Origin of the sequence: Gottfriedia solisilvae (assembly GCF_002128405.1) — a bacterium.
Classification (GTDB): domain Bacteria; phylum Bacillota; class Bacilli; order Bacillales; family Bacillaceae_G; genus Gottfriedia; species Gottfriedia solisilvae.
This window is the reverse complement of record NZ_NETJ01000001.1, coordinates 523,046-541,756: the sequence shown is the minus strand read 5'-3', so window position 1 is coordinate 541,756 and position 18,711 is coordinate 523,046. Positions and strand designations below refer to the sequence as shown.

Sequence of the window (18,711 nt, the reverse complement as noted above, 5' to 3'; positions counted from 1 at the left end):
TACAAAAATTTCGCTTACTATTTTCTTAAGTATTTGAAATTTTCTAAAAAATAAGTTATTAAGGGGGAAGTACATAATGGTATTAAAAAAAGGTTTTGCAATTTTAACATCTGCATCATTAGCGGCGGGTATTTTAGCTGGTTGTAACAATGGCGGTGAGAAGGATGGAAATACAGTTATCAAAATTGCAACAAATACACCACTTTCTGGGAATAATGCTATTTTAGGTGATTCAATCAAATTAGGTGCACAATTAGCTTTAGATGATCAAAAGGCAGCATTTAAAAAATTAGGATTTGATTTGAAGCTTGTTCCTTATGATGATCAAGGAGATCCGAAGAAAGGTGTAGCAAATGCTGAGCAATTAGGTGCTGATAAATCAATTTTAGGTGTTGTTGGACACTTAAACTCAGGTGTTGCGATCCCAGCTTCAGTAAAATATGAAAAAGATCATCTTGTAATGGTTTCACCTTCAAATACTGCTAATGAAGTAACAGATCGTGGATTAAGCGTAGTTAACCGTATCTGTGCTCGTGATGACTTCCAAGGACCTGCTGGAGCAGATTTCGCAGTCAATACATTAAAAGCTAAAAAAATCTTTATCATTCAAGATAAAACTGCTTATGGTACTGGTTTAGCAAACGAATTTAAAGCGGCTGCTGAGCAATTAGGTGCTGAAATTCTTGGTGAAGAAGGTATTTCAGTTGGAGATAAAGACTTTAACGGAGTATTAAACAACGTTAAAGCAAAAAATCCAGATCTAGTATTCTTCGGTGGTCTATACGCTGAAGGTGGAATTCTGTTAAAACAAGCTCGTGATAAAGAATTAAATATGCCATTCATGGGTGGAGATGGAATGGACTCTTCAGGCTTAGTAGACATCGCTGGAGATGCTGTTAAAAACTTCTACTACACTTCAGTAGCTGGAGATACATTAAAAACTGATAATGGTAAAAAATTCGCAGAAGACTATAAAGCGAAATTCAAGAAAAACATTGAGTCTTTCTCTTCTTACGGATATGATTCAGCTGGCGTATTATTAGAAGGTTTAAAAGACGCAATTGAAAATAGCGATGGTAAAACTCCATCTCGTGAAGATGTAGCTGCTGCTGTTCGTGCAATTCAAGATTATAAAGGTGTAGTAACTGAAGTTGGCTTTGATGATAAAGGGGACAACAAATTCGCTAAAGTATTCATCTATACATTTAAAGAAGCTAAATACCCTGGTACTCAAGTAGGCGAAGTTACTAAATAATTAGTAAAGCTAGCGCCTTAAAATACCTCCGATCAGCCGATAGCAATGAATAATTGCAAACGACGATGAAGGTTGAAGGATGTTAGTGAAAGAAAAGAGTATCTCGTATATCGTGATACTCTTTTTCTCTAAATATCGTAAAAAACATGTCAGTTTTTGAAAATCGAGATAACGAATATTACTATCTATAGGAGGGTACGTACATGAATGAAATAATCCATACACTGCCTCAAGTATTAATTGATGGACTTGTCTTAGGGGCTGTTTATGCAATTGTTGCGCTAGGATACACAATGGTTTATGGAATACTCGAATTGATTAACTTTGCCCATGGTGAAATATTTATGGCAGGTGCATTTATTGGTACAGCAGTATTAATCACTTTTACTGGACTTGGTTTTTTAAGTAGTTTACCAGCTATATTATTATTAGCTATTGTTTTAATTATTGCTTCTGTATTAACAGGTTTCCTCGGTATGGGAATCGAGCGTGTCGCATATCGACCACTACGTAAAGCACCAAAACTAATTACATTAATTACAGCAATCGGTATTTCATTCTTATTACAAGATATCGTTCGTTTTATTGCTGAATTAAAAGAAGGAAATTACATTATTACTGGTCCATCACTATTTGCTGGACAACATCAAATTAATACTAGTTCTATCTTATCCTCATTTGGAAATGCCCAAATAAAATCAGCATCGATCATTATCCTTGTTGTTGCAGTTGTAATGATGATTTCATTAGATTACTTCATCAATAAAACAAAATGGGGAACAGCAATGCGTGCAGTAGCACAAGACCGTGAAACTGCATCATTAATGTCAGTGAATGTTAATAAAGTTATCTCTTTAACATTTTTCCTTGGCTCTGCATTAGGTGGGGCAACAGGTGTTCTTTTTGCTTTACAATACAACACAATCGATCCTTATATCGGATTTATTTTAGGGTTAAAAGCATTTACAGCAGCTGTATTAGGTGGAATTGGAAATATTCGTGGTGCAATGGTCGGCGGATTTTTAATTGGTATTATTGAAATGTTTGCAGCGGCAAATTTATCAACGATCACACACGGTATTTTCCCTTCAGAGTATAAAGATGTATTTGCATTTGGTATTTTAATTCTAGTCCTAATCTTTAAGCCAGAAGGTTTATTCGGTAAACCAGTGGCAGAGAAAGTGTAGGTGGATCTTATGAATAATTTATTTGCACAAGTAAAACAGTCAAATAAGCTACAAGCAATATTCTTAACTTCCTATATCGTTGTAACAGTATTAGGTCTGTTCCTTTTACAAGAATCTGTAACTGCATTTTTATTAATCTTATTTTCACTTTTTCTATTATATAAAACGAATTTTCCAGTAAAGCTGAAATGGAGCCTCGGTATTCTGATTCTTACACTTGTAATGCCATTTGCAGCCTCACAAGGTTCTGCATTTGAATCATATATGGGTGTTGCGACGCTAGTTGGAATTTATGTAGCCATGGCACTTGGATTAAATGTAGTAGTTGGACTTGCTGGATTATTAGATTTAGGATTCGTAGCATTTTTTGCGATTGGCTCTTATACTTATGCAATTTTTTCAACAAATCAAGTACAGAATTTCTTGAAATTAGATTTCTTACCATTCTCTGGAAGTTCATTTTGGGCTTTCATTATTATTGGTGGGATTATCGCGGCGATTGCAGGCGTTTTATTAGGAATTCCAGTACTTCGTGTAAAAGGGGATTATTTAGCAATCGTTACACTTGGGTTTGGTGAAATTATTCGAATTGTATTTAATAACTTAGATAAACCGGTAAATATTACAGGTGGAGCTCAAGGTATTTCTTCAATTCCATCACCAACAATATTTGGGTATGTAATTAGTGATTCAAGTCAGTTCTATTATGTAGTACTTGTCGTACTTGCGATTGTTATTTTAGGAGTTACAAGATTACAAGACTCTAAGCTTGGACGTTCTTGGCAAGCAGTTCGTGAAAATGAAATTGCTGCACAAGCTTCAGGTATTCACTTAGTTAGAACAAAATTAATTGCGTTTGCAATCGGTGCATCGTTCTCAGGAATGATGGGAGTTGTATTCGCAGCGAAACAAATGTTCATCGATCCAACAAACTTTACATTACTAGAGTCAATTACAATTCTAGTTATGGTAATTCTTGGAGGAATGGGTAGTGTACCTGGCGTAATTTTAGGAGCTTCACTTGTTACAATCCTAAACTTACAAGTTTTAACAGAAGTAACGAATTATTTAAATCAATTAACATTAGATGGAGTACTAAATATTCCATCGGCACTTTCTCCTTCTAAAATGCAACGAATGATATTCGGTTTAATCTTAATTTTAGTCGCAATTTTTAGGCCACAAGGTTTATTACCTGCCAGAAATAAGGTTGTTCCAAAAGAAGATGTAGTAGATCAAACAGTTGTTGATGAAAACCAACGTTCAGTTTCAGTTTAGGAGAGGAGGCAAACAAAAATGTTAAAAACAAATAATTTAACGAAAAGTTTCGGTGGATTAACTGCTGTAAATAATGTAAATATCGAAATTCAAAAAGGTTCAATTACCGCGGTAATCGGACCAAATGGAGCAGGTAAAACAACATTTTTTAATATGATTACGGGTGTATATACACCAACAAGTGGAGAAATTCTTCTAGGAGAAGAGAGTTTAGTCGGATTGAAGCCTCACGCAGTGTCTAAAAAAGGAATTGCTCGTACGTTTCAAAATATTCGACTTTTTAGTAGTATGACAGCCTTAGAAAACGTGATGGTCGGTATGCATCAACACTTAAAATACGGTGTATTTTCTACAATATTCCATTTACCTAGCTATAAAAAAGCTGAAAAAGCTGCAATGAAAGAGGCTTATAAATGGTTAGAATACGTAGGGCTTAGCGATGTTTATAATGAAGAATCTTCTAGTCTTTCATATGGCGCACAAAGACGTTTGGAAATCGCGCGTGCACTAGCTTCAAAGCCAAGTATTTTACTTTTAGATGAACCAGCAGCTGGTATGAATCCAAAAGAAACGAAAGAACTAACAGATTTAATTTATCAAATGCGTGATGATTTAAATTTAACAATCGTTCTGATCGAGCATGATATGAAGCTAGTAATGGAAATTTCTGAATATCTTTTCGTTTTAGATCATGGTGAAAAGATTGCGGAAGGAAAACCACTAGAAATCAGAAATAACCAAAAAGTAATCGAAGCATATCTTGGAAAAAGTGCAGTGACTACTGCATAGTGAAAGGAGTAAAAAAAATGACGCTATTACAATTAAAAGAAATTAACTCTTTTTACGGTGGTATTCAAGCACTGAAAAATATTAATATTGATGTAAATGAAGGTGAAATCGTTACGTTAATTGGAAGTAATGGTGCTGGAAAATCTACTACTTTAAAAACAATAAGTGGTCAAGTGAAACCAAAAACTGGAGAGCTAATTTATAAAGGTGAGAATATTGTAAAACTACAATCTCATGAAATTGCCTTAAAGGGGATTGCTCATGTACCTGAAGGAAGAAGAATCTTTTCTAAATTGACTGTAAAAGAAAATTTAGAAATGGGTGCTTTCTCAGTAAAAGATAAAAAACTAATAGCTGCCAGAATGGAAATGGCGTTTGATTATTTTCCAAGACTGAAAGAACGTATTAACCAAAAGGGTGGTACGATGAGTGGTGGAGAACAACAAATGCTTGCAATTGGTAGAGCATTAATGATGGGGCCGTCACTGTTAATGCTAGACGAACCATCTATGGGACTTGCGCCGATTATTGTTGAACAAATATTTGAGATCATCGAGCAATTAAACAAGCAAGGGATGACGATTTTATTAGTTGAACAAAACGCCTACCAAGCATTACAGATTGCACATCGTGGATATGTAATTCAAACAGGAGAAATCCAAATGGTTGGTGAAGGTAAAACATTAATGAATAACGAAGAAATTAAGAAAGCTTACTTAGCATAAAAAAAGTGCCATTTGTATTGATTACAAATGGCACTTTTTTTGGTCATTATTTGTTAGCAATAAATTCCGCAATTTTTGCTTGAACATCTTCAGATGATTGATTAATAGAAGATTGTAATGTCTCTTCTAGTAAACTACGATTTTTATAATAGTTTTCTTGATTGCTATTATAATAGTACTTCACTGCTTCTAAATCTGAGAAAAACTCTTTTCCAAGCTTTAGAAGAAATGTTACTGGAAGTTTTTCAATTGTGATATTTCCTTTTTGTTCAGAAATTTCATTTACCGTACTATTTGAAGTTGAAATCATTTCATCGTTTAATTCTTTAACTAAGATTTGTTCGAATCCTTTTATTTTATTATTTCTCTTATTTACGATTCGTTTTTTGTTCGTTTTTAATAAACGAATGGAATGATGTTTATCAAGCAATACTGCTGATCGTTTCTTTTTCTTAAAAAATATGCTGCTACTCAAAACTAGCACTCCCTTCTTCAGAAAATAGGTATATTTTTAAAACAACTTTTCTATCATACCAATTAATCAGAATACTGTAAAGATATTATCTTTACATGAATGATTCCCGTTAAATATTCAAAAAATTCATGGTATTATTTCATTAAGAAAAGATAATAATAATGTTTGACGGAATAGTTGTCACTTTGATAAACTAAGACCATATTATTATTACATAAGTTATAACGTTGATGGAAAGAAGTAACTAAAGCAATATTTGCATAGCGAATTGAGGACGGTGGAAGCTCAATCAAAACCTTTAGTGAAAGGCATTCTTGAGTTATGTTTGAAAGTGGACAATTTCTAAAATTGTCAACTAGGGTGGAACCGCGGGTGCATATACAGCTCTCGTCCCTAGGCAGAAAATGCCTAAGGATGAGAGCTTTTTTATTTTCATTCTTGCATTTTCAAATAGAATCGAATGAAAAATGGAGGCAAAAAAAATGTCAGAAAAGTCAATGGAAGTCATTGTAAGTCATGCAAAGCATCGTGGATTTGTTTTTCCAGGATCAGAAATTTATGGTGGATTAGCAAATACTTGGGATTATGGTCCATTAGGTATTGAATTAAAAAACAATGTTAAAAAAGCTTGGTGGAAAAAATTTGTTCAACAAAGTCCATATAATGTTGGTTTAGATGCTGCAATCTTAATGAACCCACGTACTTGGGAAGCTTCTGGTCATATTGGTAATTTTAATGATCCAATGATTGATTGTAAAAATTGTAAGGCTCGACACCGTGCTGATAAATTAATTGAAAATGCACTTGATGAAAAAGGCATGGAAATTATCGTTGATGGGCTACCATTTACTGAGATGGCTAAGTTAATTCAAGAACATAATATTGCTTGTCCAGATTGCGGAAGTCATGATTTTACTGATATTCGTCAATTTAATTTAATGTTTAAAACTTTCCAAGGTGTTACTGAATCAAGTACAAATGAAATTTTCTTACGTCCAGAAACAGCACAAGGTATTTTCGTTAACTTTAAAAATGTTCAACGTACGATGAGAAAGAAAGTACCATTTGGTATTGCTCAAATCGGTAAAAGTTTCCGTAACGAAATTACACCAGGAAATTTCACGTTCCGTACTCGTGAATTTGAACAAATGGAACTTGAATTCTTCTGTAAGCCAGGTGAAGAGCTTGAGTGGTTTACGTATTGGAAAGAAACTGCTAATAAGTGGTTATTATCATTAGGTATGAAAGAAGATAATCTTCGTTTAAGAGACCATAGTGAAGATGAATTATCACATTATAGTAATGCGACAACAGACTTCGAATACAAATTCCCATTTGGTTGGGGCGAGCTATGGGGTGTAGCATCTCGTACAGATTATGATTTAAAACAGCATATGGAGTTTTCAACTGAAGACTTTACGTACCATGATCCAATTACGAATGAAAAATATGTTCCTTATTGTATTGAGCCATCATTAGGTGCTGACCGTGTTACTTTAGCATTTTTAATTGATGCTTATGAAGAAGAGGCATTAGAAGATGGAACTTCTCGTACTGTTATGAGATTACATCCTGCATTAGCGCCATATAAAGCGGCAATTTTACCTTTATCAAAAAAATTATCAGAAAATGCACAAGAAGTATTTGCAGCATTAGCTGAAGATTTCAATGTAGATTTCGATGAGACTGGTTCAATTGGTAAACGTTACCGTCGTCAAGATGAAATTGGTACGCCATTCTGTATCACTTACGATTTTGAGTCAATTGAGGATGGAAAAGTAACGGTTCGTGACCGCGATACAATGGAACAAACGCGTGTTGCGATTAGTGAACTTCAATCATTCTTAGCAAACAAAATTAAGTTTTAATACTTTTTAGAAAATAGGTGTCCTTTTGGACATCTTTTTTCATATATTTTAATAAAGCTTGTTTAAATTTTCATTAAAATACTAAAAATGGTAAAATCAATGTATAAAAAACAAGGAGGAGTTTCGATGAGGAGTTCGAATCCGATTTTAAATTCTGAACAATTAACAAAGGCTAGGCATTCAGAAAAAGCGATGACAATGGGTGGAACGATTCGTAAAGCGTTAATTGCGTTAATCATGCTAATCGCTACTGCTGGATACTCTTATTATTTAACAGTAACGGGTACTTTAAGTACTAAGGTGTTTATTGGTTGTTTAATTTTTGCTTTTATAATCGGTTTAGTAACAAGCTTTTCACCTAGAATTGCTCCGATTACAACACCTATTTATGCTGCTGTTGAAGGGATATTAATAGGGAATATTTCAGCTGTATATGAAGCAACTTACGGAATGATTGTTTTACAGGCTGCATTATTAACAATTGCAATTATTGCTGGTACATTAATTTGCTACGCAACTGGCATCGTGAAAGTTACACATCGATTTAGATCAATTGTAATTGGTTTAACATTTGGCGTATTAATATTTTACTTACTAACAATGATTCTACAACTATTCCATGTACCAGTTCCATTTATGCATCAATCTGGTACCATTGGCTTATTAGTAAGTTTAGCAATCTTAATCATTGCATCACTTAATCTATTTTTAGACTTTGATTTGATTACATCTAGCATAAAACATGGTGCACCTAAACATTTCGAATGGTATTGTGCATTTGGTCTATTAGTTACTGTCATTTGGATTTATGTTGAAGCGTTAAGATTTCTATCAAGACTTAGAAATTAACATATTTAGCTAAAAACCTTACTCTGTGATGGAAGTAAGGTTTTTTCTACATAAGATTTAAAGCACGAAATTTGGTTAGAAAGTAGGGCTATACAATGAGTAAGAAAAAATTTGAAGTATTAGAACATGAAACAATTAATGATTGTTTAAAGAGAATGGAAGCAGAAGGGTATACGCCAGTTAAAAGAATGGAAGTTCCAATTTTTTCAGAGCAAATGATCAATGGTAAAATTGAGATTGAACCTTCAGGTAGAAAAATAGTATTTGAAGGAAAGATTAATAAATAGATGTATAATATTAGTAAAATTATGGAAAAGTAACCTTATATGAATAAAATGAGGTGAAAATATGTCTAAATTAGCATGTCCACGCTGTAAAACAAATAAAACGAGATTTTATTTAATCGAACAACACCCAAAAGCAGTAAAATTAAATGCACAAAGCGGTGATATTGAACAAGAAGAATATATCTCAGGTGGGCTAGACCCATTTTATGTTCCTTATAAAGGGCCTGAATACTTAGTTCAATGTGGTGCATGTGGTGTCATTGAACAAAGTGTATTATTTGAAAAAGCTGCTGATTCTATGTAGTAATATGATCTCCTAATTATAAAATTGAAAAGTATAGTGAAAAAAGACATTGAACAACAATTCAATGTCTTTTTCTTATGTAGATATATGAGGGAAATTAGAAAGACTAACTTTATTACAGAGTATTTACGATTAAAATTTTATACCCGTTAATAATACTGTATGAAACTCAAGATCCAATACAGAAAAAGTCATATTCACTTTCAATCTTTAAAGAAACTAATAGATTTTTGGATATTAGGAATACTAACCATGACGATATTGAAGAGTGAGGAATTCTATGAAAAAAATTTTTCTATTGCTATTTTTACTAGTTATTACATGTCAGCCTTCAAAGGTTTTTGCTCAGAAAAAAATACCAATACTCATTTATCATTCCATTGATGAATTTACGGGACATGGTGTTGAGGATCTTTATGTACATCCTAAAGAATTTGAAAAACAAATGTTGTATTTAAAGCAACATGGTTTCACTTTATTAACTTTTGAAGATTGGAAGAAACGGAATAAAGTAAAGAAACCGATTTTCATTACTTTTGATGACGGTTATAAGAATAATTTAAATGCTTTTTCGATATTTCAAAAATTAAAGGATGATCAATTTAAACCAACTGGAACGGTTTTTGTGATTTCTGATTATATTGATTGGTCAAATAGGTTGTCGAAGTCAGATTTGAAAAAGATGGTTGATTCGGGCATGTTTTCAATTCAATCTCATACTGCAACCCATCCAAATTTAACAAAAATAACAAATTATGAATATGAATTAAATGAATCGAAAAAGAAAATACAAGCCATTACGAATAAACCTGTCCTTGCTTTGGCGTATCCATATAGTTTATATGATAAAAAAGTTATTGAAGAAACCAAGAAGTACTATACATATGGAATTACAACGATTCCAGAACTTTACGTAGAAAAAGGTAAAAAAGATGAAAACTATTTATTACCTCGCATTTATATTAAGTATTCTACAACTATAGATGAGTTTGCAAAAATAGTGGAATAAAAAGGCGATTACTATTTTGTAATCGTCTTTTTTGTATAGAATTTTGTTTGTCATTTTTTGAAAATGACCAATATTCATAAGTATATGGTAAAATTTGTATATACGTATCATTTGTGAAGCAGAATTTTCACAAAATTAAATATAATGGAGTGATTTGATGACTTTTCCAATTTTAGAAACGAACCGTTTATTGTTAGTAGAAATAGAAGACAAACACCTTGATGAGGTCTATCAAATTTTTTCTAATGAAGAAGTTACAAAATATTATGGGATGAGTCCTTTTACAAATGAATCACAAGCAAAAATAATGATTGAATCTTTCAGAATTAGGTTTGAAAATAAACAAGGAATGCGTTGGGGAATCGTTGAGAAGGATTCAAATCATTTGATTGGGACGATTGGATTAAACAATTTAATTCTATCAGGAAAGAGAACGGAAATCGGTTATGATCTACTTCCAACGTATTGGGGTAAAGGTATTATGTCAGAGGCCATTAATGAAGTCATTACATATTGCTTTCAGACGCTATTATTATTCCGTATAGGGGCAGTTATTTTTCCTAAGAATATTGCGTCTACTAAAGTAATTGAAAAATTCGGCTTTCAAAAGGAAGGACTTTTAAGGGGCTATATTTATCAAAATGAAGATTCACATGATGTATACGTCTATTCATTACTGAAGTCCGATTGGGCAAAATGAATGATTAATAAGAAGTAAACAGGAATGATTTGTATACATAATCTCAAGACTTAAATCAATCTAAGAATGAATTGATTCGTGCACAAAAAATAAAAAATAACAAGGTAAGATGTAAAGGTGAATAAAATGAAAAATGAACAATATTTAATAGAGCAGCTTGAAAATATCAGAGAAAATGATTATATGATCCCAAAAAATGAAAGTCATTATGAAATCGCAAAACAAATGTTAGATCACATTGGTTCTGTTAATCCATATTTACGAGACGATTTAATTTATTCAACGCTTTCTAAGTGGATTAAAAATGATGTATTTACACCCGGTGAATTAAGAGAATTTTTACAGGTTAGTATAGATGATGAACATTTATTGTTCGGATTAGGTGAAACGAATACTGATTCAGTTTTTACAAGAGCATTTTCTGTATTAATCATAGCGGTTATTTTACTGAAGCATAATGAAAAACAATTCATTTCAATCGAAGAGTTAGAACTTGTAAAGGAGCACGTATTTTTATTTGCGAAAAGTGAAAATGATGTCAGGGGTTATGTCGAAGAAAAAGGATGGGCTCATTCAGTAGCTCATTTGGCTGATTGCTTAGATGAACTTGCAAAATGTAATGATTTAAACGAAAATGATCTAAGAACAATATTAGAACTGATCTTATTTAGAGCGATGGAATCTCAAAATGTGTTTGATTGTGAAGAAGATGAAAGATTAGTAACAGCAGCTAATTCAATTTTAAAACGTGATGTATTATCTAGTGAAGAAATATGTAAGTGGATGGAACAGTTCCAGAATGTTAACAAAACTGGTGATTATATAACCGACTATTATATAAAAATAAATGCTAAGCATTTTTTACGTAGCCTTTATTTTAGAGTTGATTTTCAAGATGAAGCATTTAAGGAGACAATCACTAGTATTTTGTTAAAACTAAATAGGTATCGTTCATGATTTATAAAAGGGGGATTACAGGTGATTAAAGCAATTATTTTTGACTTTGATGGTCTAATCATCGATACAGAATCTGTGTGGTTTGAGGCATATAAAGAAGTTTTGGTAGATTACGAGATACAATTAACACTTGAAAAATTCTCAGAAGTCGTTGGTACTCATGATGATGTACTATTTTCATATATTGAAGAAAATAGTTCAATACCATTTGATAAAGAAATTTTAGAAAGTAAAGTCTCGGAGTTAGTACAGGTAAAATTAGGAGAACCTGTTTTAAGAGAAAGTGTTGAAGACTATTTATTAACAGCAAAACAAGTTGGACTAAAAATTGGATTGGCATCTAGTTCTTCTCGAGCATGGGTTGAAGGTTTTCTAAAGCAAATGAATATATACGATTATTTTGAAGTAATTAAAACAAAAGAAGATGTATTGGACATCAAGCCAGATCCCGAGCTTTATTTGAAAGCTATTGAAGCATTAGGTATAGATGCAACAGAAGCAATTGCATTTGAGGATTCACTAAATGGTTTATTAGCAGCTCGTAAGGCTGGTTTACATTGCGTAATCGTTCCAAACAGTGTGACAGCAAATTTAGTTTTTGAAGATTATAGTCTTCGTCTATCTTCAATGGCTGAAAAGACGCTAGAGGATGTCATCAATCATTTATCTATGAAAGAATAGTATTAAGATTATTTCTATCAATTTTTATAGTTTGTATTTACACGAAAGCCATTTCTACTTATTAGAAATGGTTTTTTGTATGGAATGTCACTCAATTGAATATAAGTATATTAATCAAAAATAGATTCATAGATTTTTTTATTGAATATTCAGAATTTATTTTGTATGATGTAATTACAACATACCGACTGGTTAGTATCTTAATGTATGTTTTATTTTTATGACATTGATCCATACAGAATCTTACTTAAGCGTTTTTATTTCGTAATTAGGAGGTTATCGGAATGCATGTAAAAGAATTGTTTGACTTAACTGGTAAAGTGGCAATTGTGACTGGTGGTGGTAGAGGTCTTGGCGAGCAGATTGCAAAAGGTTTCGCTGAAGCAGGTGCAAACGTTGTTTTATGTTCTAGGAATGAAAATGCTTGTAAAGAAGTAAGTGAAGAATTGAAAAGCATCGGGGTTGAAGCGCTAGCTATTAAATGTGATGTTACAAACCCTGAAGATGTTAAAAATGTTGTCAATCAAACGAAAGAAAAATTTGGCAGTATTGATATATTAGTCAATAATAGTGGTGCTTCCTGGGGTGCGCCTGCTGAAGATATGCCGTTAGAGGCTTGGCATAAAGTATTAAATGTAAATGTGACTGGAACATTTATTATGTCTCAAGCAGTAGGAAAAATCATGCTTGAACAAAACAGTGGGAAAATCATAAATATTGCTTCAGTTGCAGGATTGCAAGGTACAAATCCAAAATATTTAGATGCAGTTGGCTATAGTGCAAGTAAAGGAGCAGTTGTTAATTTAACAAGAGATTTGGCAGTCAAATGGGGCTCGCGTGGGGTTCATGTAAATGCGATTGCACCTGGTTTCTTTCCAACTAAGATGTCAAAAGATGTGATCGCACATGGTGGTGAGGAAATCTTGGAGGGAACACCTTTGAGAAAGTTCGGATCTGAAAATGATTTAAAAGGGGCTGCACTATTTTTAGCTGCACCAGCTTCAGACTTTGTGACAGGAGCAATTTTAGTAGTAGACGGTGGTTCTTCAGTTATGTAATTTGTTGAGATTTCTTGTTAAAAAAGGAGTTTAATAATGACAAAAATTCATTTATTAATGAAAAAAGAAGAAATGAATCAACAAAAACTAAGCGGGAATAAAACAGTTGTTGTTTTCGATATTTTACTAGCAACCTCTACAATCACTGCCACGTTGGAATTTGGAGCAAAAGAAGTAATTCCTGTACTAAATGGAAAAGAAGCAGTAGAAATCTCAGAAGGAATAAAAAATAATGAAGCGATTCTAATTGGAGAATATAATGGTGCAACTTTAGACGGTTTTCATTCGCCTAATCCTTTAGCGCTAAGAAGTGTAGTAAACAAAAAAACAATCATTTTATCAACTACAAATGGAACGATCGCACTTAAAAATGCACAGGCTGCGAAAAAAGTGTATGCGGCTTCGATTCTGAACAGTAAATCTGTTGTAAATCATATTCGTCAAACTTATGATGATGAAACAATTATTTTAGTTTGTGCAGGGTCATTTGGCCATTTTAATATTGAAGACTTTTATGGAGCGGGTTATTTTATAGATTGTCTTTTAAGTGAATCGATTCAATTAGAAATGACTGATTCTTCTTTAGCTGCATTACATTTTTATAGAAGTTTTAAAGAAAAAGAGATTGAGATATTAGCAGAATCTAGAGTAGGTAAAATGATGGTGAACTATGGTTTTGAAGCAGAACTTCATTTTGTTAGCCAAAAAAGTATATTTAACGTTGTACCGATGATGGAAAATGGAAAAAGGATAGTGGATGTGAAACTTTCTGAGAAAACTGCTTTTTAATAAAGTTCTCTAGAAAAAGATTATTATTGAAATAAATTACATACCAACTAGTTAGTATGAAAGGAATGAGTAAATGGATTTTTTATATTCATCAAAAGTACAAGAGCTTCAGAGCAGATTGAAAACATTTATGGATCAGTATGTTTATCCAAATGAGCAATTATATGAAGAGCAATTGAATCAACAAGAAACTAGATGGAGTGATGTGCCTCCAATTATTGAAGAATTAAAAGCTAAGGCTAAGCAAGAAGGGCTTTGGAATTTATTTCTACCAGACAGCAACTACGGGGCAGGATTAACAAATTTAGAATATGCACCTTTATGTGAAATTATGGGGCGTTCATTAATTGGTCCAGAAGTATTTAATTGTAGTGCACCAGACACTGGGAATATGGAAGTTCTAGAAAGATATGGTACAGAAGAACAAAAAGAAAGATGGCTTACACCTTTACTATCAGGTGAAATTCGTTCATGTTTTTCCATGACTGAGCCTGATGTTGCTTCATCCGATGCTACTAATATAGAAGCTAGCATTCAAAATGAAGGTGATTATTATATCATTAATGCAAGAAAATGGTGGTCTTCGGGAGCTGGGGATCCGCGCTGCAGACTTGCGATTGTAATGGGAAAAACTAATCCTGAAGCAAACCGACATGAACAGCAGTCTATGATTCTTGTACCATTAAATACACCAGGTGTAAAGATTGAAAGAATGCTACCAGTTTTCGGATATGATCATGCACCACATGGTCATGCAGAAATTACTTTCACGAATGTAAAAGTACCGAAAAGTAATATGATTTGGGGTGAGGGCAAAGGCTTTGCAATTGCCCAAGGACGATTAGGTCCAGGACGAATTCATCACTGTATGAGATTGATTGGTGCAGCTGAACGAGCACTTGAAGAATTATGTAAGCGTGTTCAAAGTCGTGTTGCTTTTGGAAAACCAATTGCCAATCAAGGTGTGATTCAAGAATGGATTGCAAACTCTAGAATTGAAATTGAGCAAGCTAGATTACTAACATTAAAAGCAGCATATATGATGGACACAGTCGGCAATAAAGCCGCAAAAGCGGAGATTGCGATGATTAAAGTAGTAGCTCCTTCAATGGCCCTTAATGTGATTGATCGTGCGATACAAGCATTTGGTGCAGCAGGTGTATCAAATGACTTTACTCTAGCAGCGCAATGGGCGAATGCTAGAACATTACGATTAGCTGATGGACCAGATGAAGTACACCGAGCACAGATAGCTAAACTTGAACTACGAAAATACCAAACATCTAATCAATTTGTATCGGTTGAAAAATAGAGATGATGGGTGATAAAACATGAGATTAAAGGATAAGGTCTCAATCATAACTGGTGGTGGAGGAGGAATCGGTCGATCTACTGCTATCAGGTTCGCAAAAGAAGGTTCAAAGATTGTCATAGCTGATCGAAATGAAATAACTGGGGAAGAAACTGCTCGACTCATTAGGGAGCAAAATGGGAATGCAATTTTTGTTCAAACAGATGTAAGTGACAAAAATAGCGTTCAAAACTTGATAAGCGTAACTGTAGAGCAATATGGTGGACTTGATATTTTGTTTAATAATGCAGGGGTTGGTAACTCTGAGGTTCGAAGTGTAGATTTAGAAGAAGACGAATGGGATTCTGTCATAGATATTAACTTAAAAAGTGTATTTTTAGGAATTAAATATGCTGTGCCTGAATTAATCAAATCAGGAAATGGCGTAATCATTAATACATCAAGCTTACTAGGTTTAAGAGGTAGAAAACTAGTCAGTGCGTATAATGCGTCTAAAGGTGGGGTTGTATTATTAACACAAAATGCCGCTTTAGAGTATGGAAAGTATCAAATTAGAGTTAATGCTATAGCCCCAGGTGTAATTGATACAAATATTATTGATATGTGGAAAAAAGATGAGCGAAAATGGCCGATTATTTCTAAAGCAAATGCACTTGGAAGAGTCGGGAATCCAGATGAAGTTGCAGCTGTCGCGTTATTTTTAGCGTCTGATGAAGCCTCTTTTATAACAGGTGTTACACTTCCTGTTGATGGTGGGGGATTAATATTTTAAGGTTTACATGTTTCATGTATTGAATAGATTTTTATAACATTGGAGGGTATAAAATGAATTCGAATAAAATATGGTATTCCCACTATCCACAGCATATTGCACCAGAAATCACAATTCCAGACAAATCAATTCCTCAAATCTTACAAGATACTGTTTCAAAATATCCTAATCATACAAGTATTACTTTCTATCATAAGAAGTTGTCATTTAAAGAAGTTCAAAACGCAGTAAAGGCATTCGCCTCATCATTACAAAAAAACGGTATCCAAAAAGGCGATCGAGTAGCCATAATGTTGCCAAATTGTCCTCAATATGTCATTTCTTTCTATGGTATTTTATCGACAGGTGCAATCGTAACTCAGGTAAATCCTATGAGTGTAGCACGAGAGCTCAAGCATTTGTTGAATGATTCTGAATCAGAAACAATGATTGTATTAGGGAGTCTTTATCCACTAGTAAAGGCTATTTTACCGGAAACAAAGCTACGTAAGGTTATTGTCGTCAATTTAACCCAAACAGAAGAAAGTTTTGATGGTCATACAACATTTGAAAACTTTTTAACTGAAGGAAATGGAATCGTTTTGCCTATTTCGATTGATCCAAGTGAAGACATAGCCGTACTTCAGTACACAGGTGGTACGACGGGGAGATCCAAAGGTGTTATGCTTACTCACCGCAATTTATTAGCAAATGTAATGCAATCGCAAGAATTCTTTAAAGGCAGTATTGAGATTGCAAAGGAGCGCAGTTTATCGGTTATTCCATTTTTCCATGTCTATGGTATGAACATTAGTATGAATCTTTCAATTCTAATGGCAAATGAAATGATCATCCTTCCACGTTTTGACGTCATGGAGGTTTTAACAACAATAAAAAATAAACAACCAACACTTTTTCCTGGTGTACCTACAATGTATGTTGCAATTATTAATCATCCAGATGCAGAAAATTATGGAATTGATTGTATTAAAGTGTGCAATAGTGGAAGTGCACCAATGCCTGTAGAATTGATTAATCAATTTGAAAAGAAAACAGGCGCAAAAATATTGGAAGGTTACGGATTATCAGAAGCATCGCCTACTACACATTGTAATCCTGCATTTGCAGAACGTAAACCAGGTACAGTTGGTTTTGGACTACCTTCGACTGATTATAAAATTGTAGATCTAGCAACAGGTACGGTGGAAGTTCCAGTAGGTGAAGTTGGAGAATTAATTGTAAAAGGTCCACAAGTCATGAAAGGATATTGGAATATGCCTGAGGAGACAGCTCATACGTTAAAAGATGGATGGTTATTTACAGGAGATATTTCTCGAATTGATGATGAAGGATATCTTTCAATTGTTGATCGGAAAAAAGACATGATTATTGCAAGTGGTTATAATATTTATCCACGAGAAATAGAAGAAATCTTATATGAACACCCGAGTGTACAAGAAGCAGTAGTCATAGGTGTACCTGATACTTATAGAGGTGAAACTGTAAAAGCTGTCATCGTATTAAAAGTCGGTGAAAACACGTCTGAGGATGAGATTCTACAATTTTGTCAAAGTAATCTTTCATCATATAAAGTACCAAAAATGATTGAATTTCGAGATCAATTACCAAAAACAAATGTTGGAAAAATATTACGTAGAGCACTGAGAGAAACCGAAAATTCTAAAACAGTATAATGTACGAATTCGGACATTGTTAAAAGTAAAGAAGATTCTGTTTTTTAAACTTTCACGAGAATAGATTATGGTATAATTCAAGTGATATTTTTTTAGATTGTGAGGATTTCCAATGAAAGAGAAAATTACAGAACACTCAATACAATTATTTGATAAAAAAGGATTTACAGTCACTTCCATTCAGGATATCGTCGAATCTATTGGCGTAACGAAAGGCACTTTCTATTATTACTTCTCTAGTAAAGAGGAGCTTCTGATGGAAATTCACCTTCGTTATATTGATGATTTATTAACGAAACAAATGAAAATACTTGATGATCATGGCAAAAGCTTTAAAGAAAAATTGTTTAGTATCATTCATTTATCAATACTAGATATCAAAAAACAAGGTGCAAGTGCAAAAGTATTTTTCAGGGAAATGCGACACTTAAGTCCTGAAAGTTTGGATAAAATTAATCCAAAGAGGGATCAATATCGATTTAATATTGAAAACCTATTAAATGAAGGAATTGCAAGCGGAGAATTAAGAGCAAGTTTGAATGTGCCAATCGTTACCTTTGGTATTTTAGGTATTACGAATTGGAGCTATCAATGGTTTAATCCTGAGGGTTCAATAGATGATCATCAATTAGCAGAAATTTTTACTGAAATGGTTTTTAAAGGTATTGAAGTTTAGTTGTAGGGGAGCTCATCTCTCCTACTTTACTTAAACGAATTACATACCGACTAGTTAGTATTTCCTT

20 protein-coding genes and 1 other annotated feature are annotated in these 18,711 nt (G+C 33.3%); of the genes, 19 read left to right on the top strand and 1 reads right to left on the bottom strand.

The genetic code is table 11. The features are described from left to right. Positions 1-76: 76 nt before the first annotated feature. From CAB05_RS02630 to CAB05_RS02610, 5 genes are all read left to right on the top strand, one after another. Positions 77-1,255: a branched-chain amino acid ABC transporter substrate-binding protein gene (locus tag CAB05_RS02630; protein ID WP_087998258.1), complete on the top strand. Its 1,179-nt coding sequence runs from the start codon at positions 77-79 to the stop codon at positions 1,253-1,255. Between the two features lie 203 nt (positions 1,256-1,458). Further along, positions 1,459-2,442, top strand: coding sequence for a branched-chain amino acid ABC transporter permease (locus tag CAB05_RS02625; protein WP_087998257.1), 984 nt, complete (start codon positions 1,459-1,461; stop codon positions 2,440-2,442). 9 nt (positions 2,443-2,451) lie between these two features. Further along, positions 2,452-3,720, top strand: a complete 1,269-nt coding sequence (locus CAB05_RS02620; RefSeq protein ID WP_087998256.1) for an ABC transporter permease subunit — start codon at positions 2,452-2,454, stop codon at positions 3,718-3,720. An 18-nt stretch (positions 3,721-3,738) separates the two neighbouring features. Continuing rightward, positions 3,739-4,509 (top strand): ABC transporter ATP-binding protein, encoded by a 771-nt coding sequence (locus CAB05_RS02615; protein ID WP_087998255.1) that lies wholly within the window; start codon positions 3,739-3,741, stop codon positions 4,507-4,509. A gap of 17 nt (positions 4,510-4,526) precedes the next feature. Further along, positions 4,527-5,234 (top strand): ABC transporter ATP-binding protein, encoded by a 708-nt coding sequence (locus CAB05_RS02610; protein ID WP_087998254.1) that lies wholly within the window; start codon positions 4,527-4,529, stop codon positions 5,232-5,234. A gap of 46 nt (positions 5,235-5,280) precedes the next feature. On the opposite strand, the gene CAB05_RS02605 is transcribed toward CAB05_RS02610, so the two are convergent. Beyond that, on the bottom strand, positions 5,281-5,709 hold the full coding sequence (locus CAB05_RS02605; RefSeq protein ID WP_087998253.1) for a hypothetical protein: 429 nt from the start codon (positions 5,707-5,709) through the stop codon (positions 5,281-5,283). Positions 5,710-5,927: 218 nt separating this feature from the next. Further along, positions 5,928-6,107, top strand: a binding site (T-box leader). An 84-nt stretch (positions 6,108-6,191) separates the two neighbouring features. On the opposite strand from CAB05_RS02605, the gene CAB05_RS02600 reads away from it, so the two are divergent. The 14 genes from CAB05_RS02600 to CAB05_RS02535 all read left to right on the top strand — a co-directional run bounded on the left by CAB05_RS02600 (position 6,192) and on the right by CAB05_RS02535 (position 18,644). Next, positions 6,192-7,577, top strand: coding sequence for a glycine--tRNA ligase (locus CAB05_RS02600; protein ID WP_087998252.1), 1,386 nt, complete (start codon positions 6,192-6,194; stop codon positions 7,575-7,577). Positions 7,578-7,703: 126 nt separating this feature from the next. After that, positions 7,704-8,426, top strand: a complete 723-nt coding sequence (locus CAB05_RS02595) for a Bax inhibitor-1/YccA family protein (protein ID WP_087998251.1) — start codon at positions 7,704-7,706, stop codon at positions 8,424-8,426. 95 nt (positions 8,427-8,521) lie between these two features. After that, entirely contained in the window at positions 8,522-8,713 is a 192-nt protein-coding gene (locus CAB05_RS02590; protein WP_087998250.1) for an NETI motif-containing protein, read from the top strand. A gap of 61 nt (positions 8,714-8,774) precedes the next feature. Then, positions 8,775-9,017, top strand: a complete 243-nt coding sequence (locus tag CAB05_RS02585) for a DNA alkylation repair protein (RefSeq protein ID WP_087998249.1) — start codon at positions 8,775-8,777, stop codon at positions 9,015-9,017. A gap of 280 nt (positions 9,018-9,297) precedes the next feature. After that, positions 9,298-10,026 (top strand): polysaccharide deacetylase family protein, encoded by a 729-nt coding sequence (locus CAB05_RS02580; protein ID WP_087998248.1) that lies wholly within the window; start codon positions 9,298-9,300, stop codon positions 10,024-10,026. Positions 10,027-10,183: 157 nt separating this feature from the next. After that, positions 10,184-10,726 carry a GNAT family N-acetyltransferase gene (locus tag CAB05_RS02575; protein ID WP_087998247.1) on the top strand — a complete coding sequence of 181 codons (543 nt, stop codon included), beginning with the start codon at positions 10,184-10,186 and terminating at the stop codon, positions 10,724-10,726. A gap of 126 nt (positions 10,727-10,852) precedes the next feature. Then, positions 10,853-11,683: a DUF2785 domain-containing protein gene (locus CAB05_RS02570; RefSeq protein ID WP_087998246.1), complete on the top strand. Its 831-nt coding sequence runs from the start codon at positions 10,853-10,855 to the stop codon at positions 11,681-11,683. Positions 11,684-11,704: 21 nt separating this feature from the next. Then, positions 11,705-12,364 (top strand): HAD family hydrolase, encoded by a 660-nt coding sequence (locus CAB05_RS02565; RefSeq protein WP_087998245.1) that lies wholly within the window; start codon positions 11,705-11,707, stop codon positions 12,362-12,364. Between the two features lie 284 nt (positions 12,365-12,648). Then, the gene (locus CAB05_RS02560) at positions 12,649-13,422 is read left to right on the top strand and encodes an SDR family oxidoreductase (protein ID WP_087998244.1); all 774 of its coding nucleotides are present in this window, start codon (positions 12,649-12,651) and stop codon (positions 13,420-13,422) included. Positions 13,423-13,458: 36 nt separating this feature from the next. Then, the gene (locus tag CAB05_RS02555) at positions 13,459-14,211 is read left to right on the top strand and encodes a 2-phosphosulfolactate phosphatase (RefSeq protein WP_235821346.1); all 753 of its coding nucleotides are present in this window, start codon (positions 13,459-13,461) and stop codon (positions 14,209-14,211) included. Positions 14,212-14,284: 73 nt separating this feature from the next. Then, positions 14,285-15,523: an acyl-CoA dehydrogenase gene (locus tag CAB05_RS02550; RefSeq protein ID WP_087998242.1), complete on the top strand. Its 1,239-nt coding sequence runs from the start codon at positions 14,285-14,287 to the stop codon at positions 15,521-15,523. Positions 15,524-15,542: 19 nt separating this feature from the next. Then, positions 15,543-16,295 (top strand): SDR family NAD(P)-dependent oxidoreductase, encoded by a 753-nt coding sequence (locus CAB05_RS02545; protein ID WP_087998241.1) that lies wholly within the window; start codon positions 15,543-15,545, stop codon positions 16,293-16,295. A gap of 53 nt (positions 16,296-16,348) precedes the next feature. Continuing rightward, complete coding sequence (locus CAB05_RS02540) at positions 16,349-17,968, top strand: long-chain-fatty-acid--CoA ligase (RefSeq protein WP_087998240.1); 1,620 nt, start codon at positions 16,349-16,351, stop codon at positions 17,966-17,968. A gap of 112 nt (positions 17,969-18,080) precedes the next feature. Continuing rightward, positions 18,081-18,644, top strand: a complete 564-nt coding sequence (locus CAB05_RS02535; RefSeq protein ID WP_087998239.1) for a TetR/AcrR family transcriptional regulator — start codon at positions 18,081-18,083, stop codon at positions 18,642-18,644. Positions 18,645-18,711: the final 67 nt, after the last annotated feature.